This is a genomic window from Streptomyces sp. AcH 505, from assembly GCF_000818175.1.
Classification (GTDB): domain Bacteria; phylum Actinomycetota; class Actinomycetes; order Streptomycetales; family Streptomycetaceae; genus Streptomyces.
Genome location: NZ_JTIY01000001.1, coordinates 2909504 through 2919489 on the forward strand (window position 1 = coordinate 2909504; position 9986 = coordinate 2919489).

Consider the following 9986-nt stretch of genomic DNA (forward strand, 5'->3'; position numbering starts at 1 on the left):
GCGGCACCCGCCAGTCGGCCAAGCACCCGCCACCACGAACCCAGCCTGCCCGTGGTACCCCGGCCGCCCCCCAAAAAAGTGCACTTGCGGTGGAGGGCCGGGGGTCAAGGGTGGAGCGCAGCCCATCGCGAAGCCGACGCGACGCAGGAGCGCCCTTGACGCCCGGACCGGAGCCGCGACACTCAAAGATCAGGGGCGGCCCTGCGGGCAGCTAATCTCGGCGCTCGCACAGCTCCCGGCTCATGCGCCCTGACCCGCACACACCAACCCGGGTGACCAGCGGGGCATGAGTCCCAACCGCTCCCCGGCGGGGGCGGACGCCGAGCCGACCCGAGTCCCCCACGCAACTGGTGCGCGGCACTCGCCAGTCGGCCAAGCACCCGTCACCACGAGCCCGGCGCCCCCGTGTAGCACTCCGGTCGGCTGGCTTCCGGGCCCGCCCCGTTCCCGGTGTCCGTACCCGCTACGACGTCGGCCCGACCACCCGGCGCCCCAAAGCGTTGCCGAACGCGACCAGCTCAGACGCTGGACGCGGCTTCAGAAGGGAACGACCAGCCCGGCTTCCCGCAGTCTGAGCAATGCCCGGCCCATGCACTCGGCCGCCGAGGCTCCATCAGCCTTCATCCCGCCGTCCAGGGGTCCACCAGAGGCTGCGAAGGTCCATGCCGGCTGACCGTCACGCAGGCGTTCCGCGTCGACCCGGATCATGGCACCTACACCCTGCTCGCCCAGCCATTCCAGGATGAGCAGCGTCGCGTCCTCAACACCGCTGTCCAGATCCCCCTTGGGCCACTGCCGCATCCCCTTGGCCATGGCCACAACACTACGCAGCATCCGAGCGGGTCCGCGTCACGCACGCCTGAGGCGTTCGGACCGTGAGAACAAGCTTGGACGTCGGGCTTACGCCTCCAGCCAGCCCGCCGCGTCCAGGGGGAAGGTGGACTCAGGGGTCAGCGTTCGCAGGTCTGCTTCCAGTTCTCGTAGACGGCTTGGGCCCAGTCTTGTGGACCAGTCCGCTCTCAGCTCGTCGAAGATCGCGGCCGAGCGGGACAGGGCGTCCAGGCCGTGGGGGGTCAGGTGGACCAGTTTGCGGCGGGCGTCCGTGGGGTCTGTGGTGCGTTCCGCGTAGCCCAGGGACTCCAGGCGGTCGATCGTCTTGCCCGCCGCCTGTTTGGAGACGCCCAGGCGGCGGCCGACCGTTACCGCCGTCGCGCCGTCCAGGCCGATGGCCTGCATGGCGAAGCCGTGGGCCGGGCGCATGTCCGGGTGGCCCTGACGGGCCAGTTCGGCGTGCGTGCGGTCGATCAGGGAGCGGAACCCCGCGAACAGGAGCAGGGGGAGTTCGTAGCCGGGAGTGTCACGGCGGCCCTCGGCCGACCCGGCGTCGCGTTCAGACATCCTCGGCCTCGACAAAATCGACAACCCCGTTTACTGTTTTTCCGTCAACCATGTTGTCCATTCTAGGAGCGCCACCGTGTTCGTCGACCACACCCCCGAAACCGCTCCCCCCGCCTCCCGCCGCGCCATGGAAGCCACCACCCGCCACCTCGGCTACCTCCCCTCCGCCGTCGCCCGCCTCGCCACCTCGCCGCAGCTGCTCGACGGGTTCCAGAAGCTGACCGCGCTCTTCGACGCCACCACCCTCGACCCCCTCGCGCGCGAGGTCGTCGTGATGACCGTCGCCGCGCGCAACGACTGTCACGTCTGCGTCCTCATGCACACCGCCCGGCTCCGTGCCCTCGGCGCCGACGACGCGTTGATATCCGCGCTCCGTACGGGGGCGGACGTGACCGACCAACGTCTCGATGCCGTCCGGCAGTTCACCCTCGCCGTCCTCGACACCGCCGGCGGTGTCGACGACGCCACCCTCGCCGCCTTCCTCGACCACGGCTTCACGCGGCAGAACGCCCTCGAAGTCGTCCTCGGCGTCGGTACCTACACGCTGTCCACCTTCGCCAACCGGCTGACCCGCGCCCCCGCCGACCCTCAGCTCACGGCCGCGGCCGGCTCGTAGCGGTAGTGGCCGCCCAGGCCCCACGCCTCGTGCATCGCGTCCGCGAAGGCCGCCGCCAGTTTGTGTTCGCCGGACGGCGCCGGGTGCGTGCCGTCGTACGTGTCATCGGCCAGGTCGTACGTGGGCGGGTGCGACGCCAGGAGCAGCGGCGACGTCGGCTCGTCCAGGTTGGCGACCGCCTTCGCCAGCAGCTCGTTGAAGCGCTCGACCTCGGCGGCGAAGGCCGGGTCCGTCACGGCCCTGACGTTCGGTATCACCGGCAGCAGGACCATCCTGATCCGCGGATTGGCCGCACGCGCCTCCGCGACGAACGTCCGCGCGTTCAGCGCCGCGCTGTCGCTGTCCGTGTAGAAGCCGAGGTCGATCAGGCCCAGCGAGACCAGCAGCACGTCCGCCCGCTGCGCCGCCACCGCCGCGCGTATCCGGGGCGCCAGGTGGCACCAGCCCTCGCCCCACGCGGCGAGATGGCCACGGGCCGCCACGGGGAAGTCCGGGGCGGCGTAGTCGTACGAGACGGGCCCGTCGGCCGCCGCGTCGTACAGGCCGGTCGACGGGCCGACCACCCGATACGGGGCGCCGAGCGACGCCTCCAGGTGCTGCCACATCCGGTAGCGCCAGGTGAAGTCGCCGGCGCGTCCGATGGTCATGGAGTCACCGACGAACATGAAACGCATCGGATCATCATCCCCGCAGGCGGCGCGGGATGGCAGGCTGGGGGGTATGCGTCCGCTTCCGCGCCATCTTGGCCTGCGTCTTTCCGGGTTCTGCGCCGCCGTCTTACTGGCTGCGGGGGCCGCTGTGACGCTCGCGCCGGCCCCCACGGCCTCGGCCGACGACGGTTCGCCGGACCAGAGCTTCACGATCAAGGACCCGCGGATCACCGAATCCAGCGGGCTGGCGGCGAGCCGTATCCACCGCGGTATCTACTGGACGCACAACGACAGCAACGACGGGCCGTACGTCTACGCCGTCGACTCCCGGACCGGCGAGACCGTCGCCACGGTCACCATGAAGGGGATCGGCTCGCCCCGCGACGTCGAGGCCATCTCCATCGGCCCCGATGGCGACATCTACGTGGGTGACATCGGCGACAACCTCGGCGGCAAGTGGGACCACGTCTGGATCTACCGCTTCCCCGAGCCCAAGCAGCTCAGGAACGAGACGGTGCGCGCGACGCAGTTCACCGTCAAGTACGCCGACGGCCCCCGCAACGCCGAGTCGATGATGGTCGACCCCAAGTCCGGCCGGGTGTACATCGCGTCGAAGAACGAGGACGGCGGTGGGCTCTACGCCGGTCCCACGCGGCTCACCACGTCGCGCACGAACGTCTTCCGGCGGATCGGCGACGTGCCGTGGGTGACGGACGGCGCGTTCTCCCCGGACGGCCAACAGCTCGTGCTGCGCTCGTACTTCAGCGCCCGCAGCTACGACTGGAAGAACGGGAGGCTGGGGGAGGAGCACTCGGTGAGCGCGCCGTTCCAGGCGCAGGCGGAGTCGGTGACGTTCACCGCTGACGGCAGCGCCCTGATGTTCGGCTCGGAGGGCGAGGACAGCGGGGTGCGGCGGGTGGACGTCGCCAAGAAGGAGAAGCCGGAGCGGGAGGAGCCCGGGACGGGCGGCAAGTCCTCACCTGCGGGCGGTGGTTCACCGTCAGGCACCGGCGCCGGCAGCACCGGCGCCGACGACTCCTCCGACAGCAGGACGACGCTCGGTGCCGTCGTCCTCGCCGGCGTGGCCGCGCTGTTCTTCGGCTTCAGGCGGCTGCGTCGGAAGGAGTAGCCGGACGGAGCAGCCGGAAGGAGTAGCCGGAAGGAGTAGCCGGACGGAGCAGTCCAGAGGAGCGGGCAGTGGGCCCGCTCACTCGATCATGTCCAGCTTGATCACCGGGAACGTCCGCTCCGTACGCGTCTCGTACTGCCGGAAGTCCGGCCAGTACGCCACCATCACCGCGTACAGCCGCTCCCGCTCGGGCCCCTCCCGCAGGACGGTCGGCTTCGCCCTCAGCGTGCGGTCGCCGACCTCGATGGTCGTCTCGGCCATCGCCTCGACGTTCGCCACCCACTGCGGGTCCTTCTCCGCGCCGCCGTTCGAGCCGCCGACCAGGAAGCTGCCCGCGTCCGTCGTGTAGACCAGCGGGTTCACCCTCGGCAGCCCGGTACGCCTGCCGGCCGTGTGCAGCAGGAGCATGTTCTTGCCCTCGAAGTGACCGCCCACATGACCGGCGTTGGCCCTGAACTCGGCAATGATCGGCTCGTTGAAATCGCTCATTGCGCCATGCTAGGTCGCACAGTTGAGCCAGGGCCCACGCCGCGCCACTGCGGTCAGAGGTGCTCGATCACGTAGTCGACGCACGCCGTCAGCGCCTCGACGTCCGCCGGGTCGATCGCCGGGAACATCGCCACGCGCAGCTGGTTGCGGCCCAGCTTGCGGTACGGCTCGGTGTCCACGACGCCGTTGGCGCGCAGCGCCTTGGCGACCGCCGACGCGTCGATCTCGTCGTCGAAGTCGATCGTGCCGATGACCTGCGAGCGCTTGGCCGGGTCGACGACGAACGGGGTGGCGTACTTGGACGCCTCGGCCCAGCCGTACAGCGTGCGCGACGACGTGGCCGTACGGCGTACGGACCAGTCGAGGCCGCCCTGCGAGTTCAGCCAGTTCAGCTGCTCGTTGAGCAGGAACAGGGTGGCGAGCGCCGGGGTGTTGTACGTCTGGTTCTTCAGCGAGTTGTCGATCGCCGTCGGCAGCGAGAAGAACTCCGGTACGTGCCGGCCGGAGGCGTGCACGCGCGCGGCGCGCTCCAGGGCGGCCGGGGAGAAGACACCGATCCACAGGCCGCCGTCGGAGGCGAAGGACTTCTGCGGCGCGAAGTAGTAGACATCCGTCTCGGAGATGTCCACGGGCAGCCCGCCCGCGCCGGACGTCGCGTCGACCAGGACCAGCGATCCGGCGTCGGCGCCGGCGACGCGCTTGACGGGCGCCGCGACACCGGTGGAGGTCTCGTTGTGGGTGAGCGCGTAGACGTCGACACCCGCCTCCGCCTTCGAGTCCGGGTGCGAGCCGGGGTCGGCGGTGATGATGGTCGGCTCGGCCAGCCACGGGGCGAGCTTGGACGCCTTCGCGAACTTGGAGGAGAACTCGCCGAACGACAGGTGCTGGGACTTGTTGTCGATCAGTCCGTGCGTCGCAACGTCCCAGAACGCGGTCGAGCCGCCGTTGCCCAGGATCACCTCGTAGCCCTCGGGGAGCTGGAAGAGGTCGCGTACGCCGTCACGTACCGCGCCGACCAGGTTCTTGACCGGGGCCTGGCGATGGGACGTGCCGAGCAGTGACGTGCCGGTGGCGGCCAGTGCGTCCACCGCCTCCGTCCTTACCTTGGAGGGGCCAGCGCCGAAACGGCCGTCGGCGGGCTTGATGTCAGCAGGAATCTGGATATCGGCCACGGCCGGAGCGTAGTCCCTCGCGTGCGACGCCGGACAACTGTGTCCGTCGGATGAGACGCATCCGGCCAATTCCGCAGGTGCGGGTGGGGTGCGTGGGGCGTGTGGGGCGCGGGGCGTGTCGCTGTGTGCTGTTGACGGCCGAAGGCGAGCGTTGCCTAATGTCCGGAATAGTCCACTATCAGTTGCCCGCCGCCGTGCCCGCCACGGCGCTGAACGGCCCTGACCGGCGCTGACCGGCGTCACGCGTTTACGAGGCGGCGGCCACCGTGTCGCCGCCCAGCCGCACCGGCAGCTCGTACAGGTCGTTCTGCGTCACCACCGGCTTGTTGCGCAGCTCCGTCGCCGGGACCGCCAGGTCCAGCTCGGGGAAGCGGGTGAACAGCGCGGGCAGTGCCACCGCCGCCTCAAGCCGGGACAGCGCGGCGCCGGGGCAGACATGGGCGCCGTGGCCGAACGCGATGTGCCGGTTCGGGGTGCGGGTCGCGTCGAACTCCCCGGCCGTCGGGCCGAACTGCCGCTCGTCGCGGCCGATCGCACCGTACGACACGATCAGCGCCTCGCCCTTCGGCAGGACGGAGTCGCCGACCTCGACATCCTCCGTCGCGAACCGGAACAGCACGTGCGACGTCGGGCTCGACCAGCGCAGTGTCTCCTCGATCACGTCCTCCCAGCTGACCTTGCCCGCCATGACGAGGGCGCGCTGCTCCGGGTGGGTCTGCAGGGCCACGACGGCGTTGGTGATCAGGCTGATCGTCGTCTCGTGACCGGCCGCGATCATCAACTGGAGCGTGTTGACGATCTCGTCGGTGGTGAAGTGGTCACCCTCCGCCGACGCCGCGATCAGCGCGCTCGTCAGGTCGTCGCCCGGGTTCGCCTGCTTGGCCTCGACGGTCCGCAGGAACAGCGCGGAGATGTCCGCCATCAGCTGCGGAACCTCGGCGGGCGGTGTCTGCGTGGAGAAGAACTTGTCGAAGTAGTCCTTGAGTTGCGGATGGTCGGCCCGGTCGACCCCCATCAAGTCGCCGACCACGCTCATCGGCAGCGGGTAGGCGAACTCCGCCTTGAGGTCGACGGACGCGTCCGCCCCCGCCGCCTCGTACGCGGCGGCCAGCCGGTCCAGCAGATCAGCCGTCAGTTTCTCGATGCCCTCGCGCAGTTCGGCGACCCGGCGTACGGTCAGCGCCTGCGCGACGAGGGTGCGCATACGGCGGTGCTCGGCGCCGTCCACCGTCAGCATCGAACGGGGCGGGTTGGCGAGCCCGATCAGCGGCCAGTCCAGGGGTATGTCGCCGCGCTGCCACGCGCCCCACACGTTGATGTCCTTCACCAGCCGCGCGTCACCGAGAAGTTGGCGAGCCTCCGCGTGGTGCGTGACCGACCAGCAGGCCACCCCGCCCGGCAGCACGACCCGGGCGAGCGGGCCTGCGGCGCGCAGCGCGGCGCTCTCCCCGTCGAGGTCCGCGACGAACGGGTCCAGGACGACGGGGCAGCCGCCCGCAGCACCGGCCTGGGCTTCACCACCGGCTCCCGCAGCCGCAGCGCCGTGCTCGTGGGGACAGGTCATCTCAGGCCTCCGTGGGCTGTCGCGCTTCCAAGAGCGGGGGTCGGGGTGAAGGTGACCGGCAGTTCCGTCAGCCCCCGCAGCCAGGGGGACGGCCGCCGGGTGAGCGATTCGGCCGGCACGGCGAGGTCGATGTCCGGCAGCCGGTCGAGGAGCACCTCGATGGCCGTACGGGCGATGACCTCGGCCACCTCCTGCGCCGGGAACGGACAGCGGTGCTCGCCGTGGCCGAACGAGAAGAAGGCGTTGTTGCCGCCGGTGAGCGTGGAGCCGTCCGTACGGACCTGCGGGTCGTAGTTGGCCGCGGCGAAGCTGAGGATCAGCAGGTCACCGGCCTTGATGTCGCGGTTGCCCAGCCGGGTGTCGCGGGCGGCCCAGCGGCCCGCGATGTTCTGCGAGGGGGTGTCCTCCCACAGGACCTCGTTCATGGCCTCGGCGACGCTGTGCCGGCCGCCGGACAGGGAAGCGGCGAACCGGTCGTCGGTGAGCATCAGCCGCAGCGAGTTGCCGATCCAGTCGGCGGTCGGCTGGTGCCCGGCCGCCATCATCACCATCAGGTCCTGGACGATCTCCTCGTCCGTGAAGTCGGCCGGGTCGCGCATCATCCGCGAGGCGACGTCGGCGCCCGGCACCGCGTGCTTCTCGATGAGCAGCCCCGCCATCGACTCGCCGAGGTGCTGCTGGCCGGCGATGGCGCGTTCGCGGCCGTCGATCATGTCGTTGAGCGCGGTGACCAGGCCGGGGCCCTGGGCGTCGGGGAAGCCGTACATCTTCGCCAGGATCCGCACCGGCAGGAGCATCGCGTACTGGCCGATGATGTCGGTCGATCCGCGCGTGCAGAACTCGTCGATCAGCTCGTCCGCGTACTGCTCCGCGTACTCCTTGAGCGTGAACGGGTCCTGCGCCTCAAGCGCGTTGCTGATCATCGCCGCGCGCTCGCGGTGCCGTTCGCCGACGGTGTAGAGGATCGACGGCTGCCGGTGGCCGATCATCGGCAGCAGCGGCCAGTCGGCGGGGATGTTCTCCCACTGGTTCCACAGCTCGGAGTCGCGGCTGAAGAGGACCGGGTCGCTGGTGAGCTGGTGCAGTTCGCGGTAGCCGAGCACCAGCCAGGCGGGGATGTCCCCGTCGAGCACGACAGGGGCGACCGAGCCGTGGTCACGCCGCATGTCCCGGTACAGCTCGTGCGGGTCGGTCTGGAACCGCGCACCGCTCAGCGGTACGGCGGCGGGCGCGCCGGATCCCGCGGCGCCCGCGTGCGCGGGGCAGCCGGGCGGCGGGCCCACCGGTGTCGTCGGTTCGGTCGGGGTCGTCACGCTGCGCCCTCCGGGGGCAGGTCCGCAGCGCCGGCCGCGGCGGCGACGGCGGACGAGGACAGGGAGTGGAGGTACTCGACCAGCGTGATCAGGACGTACTTGCTGGACGACCGGTCGCGTGCGTCGCACTCCACGAGCGGCACCCCGGGCGACAGGTCCAGCGCCTCCCGGATCTGCTGCTCGCTGTGGACGGGACCGCCGAAGTCGTTGCACGCCACGATGAACGGCGTCCCGTGGTGCTCCAGGCGGTCGATGGCGTACCAGGAGTCGGCGAGGCGCCGGGTGTCGACGAGTACGACGGCGCCGAGCGTCCCGGAGAACAGCCGGTCCCACAGGAACCAGAAGCGCTCCTGCCCCGGCGCGCCGAACAGGTAGAGCACGGAGCGCTCGTCGAGCGAGATACGGCCGAAGTCGAAGGCGACGGTGGTCGCCGTCTTCGCCCGCAGCCCTTCGAGGCCGCCGAGTTCGTCGATGCCCTCACCGGCGCGGGTCATCGTCTCTTCGGTGTTGAGCGGACGGATTTCACTGACGGAACGGACCATGGTCGTCTTGCCGACGCCGAAACCTCCGACGATGACGATCTTCAGACCGTTGTCGGCCGTGCTGGCCAGCGCCGGCCGGCCGGTGGTCCGTTCAGAGGTTGCGGAGTCCAACGAGCACCTGCTCCAGGATGTCGGGATCGGGAAGTCGGTCGGCCGCGCGGTCGGTGCGCGGGTGCCGGGCGCTGATCCGGCCGGTGTCCTGCAGGTCGCAGAGCATGATCCGGACGATGCTGACGGGCAGCTTCAGCTCGGCCGCGATCTCCACCACGGCCGTCGGGCGGCCGCACATGCGCAGGATCGCGGCGTGCTCGGACTGCATGCCCGGAGTCCGCTCCGACTCCGCGACCACGAGCGTCACCAGGTCGAACGTGTCCGAGTGGGGCCGGCTGCGCCCTCCTGTGAGGGTGTACAGCCGGTCGGGCGAGTCGTCCCGGCCGGGCCGGCTCATACCGGCACGCCGCCTTCTTCGGACGTGCGCGGGGGAGTGCTGAGATGGTCACCCAGCTGCTCGACCAGCTCGCTCATGTTGTGGCCGACGAGGCCGACGTCGGAGTCCTCGGCGGCGACGACGGCCAGATGGGCGCCGCTGCCCGCCTCGACGATCAGCAGGACGCCGCCGTAGAACTCGGCCATGGCGGACCGTACGCCGCCCCCGCCGTTGCCGAACTCGACGGATGCGCCGTGCGAGAGGCTCTGGATGCCGGCGGCGATGGCGGCGAGCTGGTCGGCCTGGTCGACGGAGAGCTCGGGCGTGCGGCACAGCTTCAGTCCGTCGCGGGACAGGACGAGCGCGTGGCGCGCGCCCGGGGTGCGCTGGAGCAGGTTCTCCAGGAGCCAGTTGAGCTTCTCGTCGGTGGGGGTGCCGGTCATCGAGTGGTGCCTTCCGTGGTCGTGGAAGAGGGCTGGTCGGCCTGGTGGGCCTGGGTGACCTGATCGGCCTCGTCGGCCGGTGCGGCCGGTGCGGGCGAGGTCTGTGCGGATGTGGTCTTCGCCTGGGCGGGCCGTACGGCGTCGCGGAAGCGGCCGAACCGGGTCGCCTGCGTGGTGGAGGAGTCCGCCGACGGCGCGGCCTCGGCGGCGCGGGCCGCCGCGGCTTCGGCGGCGCCGGTACGC

Annotated in this window: 12 protein-coding genes and 1 pseudogene; 2 read left to right on the top strand and 11 right to left on the bottom strand. The window is 70.7% G+C overall.

What is annotated here, in order from left to right; genetic code table 11:
- Window positions 1-537: 537 nt before the first annotated feature.
- Window positions 538-813 carry a hypothetical protein gene (locus HY68_RS43720; RefSeq protein ID WP_041995959.1) on the bottom strand — a complete coding sequence of 92 codons (276 nt, stop codon included), beginning with the start codon at window positions 811-813 and terminating at the stop codon, window positions 538-540.
- Between the two features lie 87 nt (window positions 814-900).
- On the bottom strand, window positions 901-1398 hold the full coding sequence (locus HY68_RS13365) for a MarR family winged helix-turn-helix transcriptional regulator (RefSeq protein ID WP_041988456.1): 498 nt from the start codon (window positions 1396-1398) through the stop codon (window positions 901-903).
- A gap of 127 nt (window positions 1399-1525) precedes the next feature.
- Between HY68_RS13365 and HY68_RS13370 the strand changes: the two genes are divergently transcribed.
- Window positions 1526-2014 (top strand): carboxymuconolactone decarboxylase family protein, encoded by a 489-nt coding sequence (locus tag HY68_RS13370; RefSeq protein WP_198533409.1) that lies wholly within the window; start codon window positions 1526-1528, stop codon window positions 2012-2014.
- On the opposite strand, the gene HY68_RS13375 is transcribed toward HY68_RS13370, so the two are convergent.
- Complete coding sequence (locus HY68_RS13375; RefSeq protein WP_041988458.1) at window positions 1987-2688, bottom strand: GDSL-type esterase/lipase family protein; 702 nt, start codon at window positions 2686-2688, stop codon at window positions 1987-1989. The genes HY68_RS13370 and HY68_RS13375 overlap by 28 nt on opposite strands.
- 46 nt (window positions 2689-2734) lie before the next feature.
- On the opposite strand from HY68_RS13375, the gene HY68_RS13380 reads away from it, so the two are divergent.
- On the top strand, window positions 2735-3793 hold the full coding sequence (locus tag HY68_RS13380) for a hypothetical protein (RefSeq protein ID WP_041988459.1): 1059 nt from the start codon (window positions 2735-2737) through the stop codon (window positions 3791-3793).
- Window positions 3794-3871: 78 nt separating this feature from the next.
- On the opposite strand, the gene HY68_RS13385 is transcribed toward HY68_RS13380, so the two are convergent.
- The 8 genes and pseudogenes from HY68_RS13385 to HY68_RS43725 form a co-directional block, all read right to left on the bottom strand.
- On the bottom strand, window positions 3872-4282 hold the full coding sequence (locus HY68_RS13385) for a nitroreductase/quinone reductase family protein (RefSeq protein ID WP_041988461.1): 411 nt from the start codon (window positions 4280-4282) through the stop codon (window positions 3872-3874).
- Between the two features lie 53 nt (window positions 4283-4335).
- Window positions 4336-5454, bottom strand: coding sequence for a phosphoserine transaminase (gene serC, locus HY68_RS13390; protein ID WP_041988462.1), 1119 nt, complete (start codon window positions 5452-5454; stop codon window positions 4336-4338).
- Window positions 5455-5701: 247 nt separating this feature from the next.
- Window positions 5702-7018 carry a cytochrome P450 gene (locus HY68_RS13395; protein ID WP_078863588.1) on the bottom strand — a complete coding sequence of 439 codons (1317 nt, stop codon included), beginning with the start codon at window positions 7016-7018 and terminating at the stop codon, window positions 5702-5704.
- Window positions 7015-8301, bottom strand: coding sequence for a cytochrome P450 (locus HY68_RS13400; protein WP_107070180.1), 1287 nt, complete (start codon window positions 8299-8301; stop codon window positions 7015-7017). The genes HY68_RS13395 and HY68_RS13400 overlap by 4 nt, the downstream gene beginning before the upstream one ends.
- 26 nt (window positions 8302-8327) lie before the next feature.
- The gene (locus HY68_RS13405; RefSeq protein ID WP_041988463.1) at window positions 8328-8984 is read right to left on the bottom strand and encodes an ATP/GTP-binding protein; all 657 of its coding nucleotides are present in this window, start codon (window positions 8982-8984) and stop codon (window positions 8328-8330) included.
- Window positions 8965-9321 (bottom strand): DUF742 domain-containing protein, encoded by a 357-nt coding sequence (locus HY68_RS13410; RefSeq protein WP_041988464.1) that lies wholly within the window; start codon window positions 9319-9321, stop codon window positions 8965-8967. Before HY68_RS13410 ends, HY68_RS13405 begins: the two co-directional genes overlap by 20 nt.
- Window positions 9318-9743, bottom strand: coding sequence for a roadblock/LC7 domain-containing protein (locus HY68_RS13415; RefSeq protein ID WP_041988466.1), 426 nt, complete (start codon window positions 9741-9743; stop codon window positions 9318-9320). The genes HY68_RS13410 and HY68_RS13415 overlap by 4 nt, the downstream gene beginning before the upstream one ends.
- Window positions 9740-9986, bottom strand: a pseudogene (locus tag HY68_RS43725) (hypothetical protein); the annotation flags it as partial. The gene HY68_RS13415 and the pseudogene HY68_RS43725, both read right to left, overlap by 4 nt.

Coding starts and splice junctions, on each gene's coding strand:
- HY68_RS13410 (WP_041988464.1), bottom strand. CDS start 9,321: ATGAGCCGGCCCGGCCGGGACGACTCGCCCGACCGGCTGTACACCCTC.
- HY68_RS13380 (WP_041988459.1), top strand. CDS start 2,735: ATGCGTCCGCTTCCGCGCCATCTTGGCCTGCGTCTTTCCGGGTTCTGC.
- HY68_RS13375 (WP_041988458.1), bottom strand. CDS start 2,688: ATGCGTTTCATGTTCGTCGGTGACTCCATGACCATCGGACGCGCCGGC.
- HY68_RS13370 (WP_198533409.1), top strand. CDS start 1,526: ATGGAAGCCACCACCCGCCACCTCGGCTACCTCCCCTCCGCCGTCGCC.
- HY68_RS13385 (WP_041988461.1), bottom strand. CDS start 4,282: ATGAGCGATTTCAACGAGCCGATCATTGCCGAGTTCAGGGCCAACGCC.
- HY68_RS43720 (WP_041995959.1), bottom strand. CDS start 813: ATGGCCAAGGGGATGCGGCAGTGGCCCAAGGGGGATCTGGACAGCGGT.
- HY68_RS13415 (WP_041988466.1), bottom strand. CDS start 9,743: ATGACCGGCACCCCCACCGACGAGAAGCTCAACTGGCTCCTGGAGAAC.
- HY68_RS13365 (WP_041988456.1), bottom strand. CDS start 1,398: ATGTCTGAACGCGACGCCGGGTCGGCCGAGGGCCGCCGTGACACTCCC.
- HY68_RS13395 (WP_078863588.1), bottom strand. CDS start 7,018: ATGACCTGTCCCCACGAGCACGGCGCTGCGGCTGCGGGAGCCGGTGGT.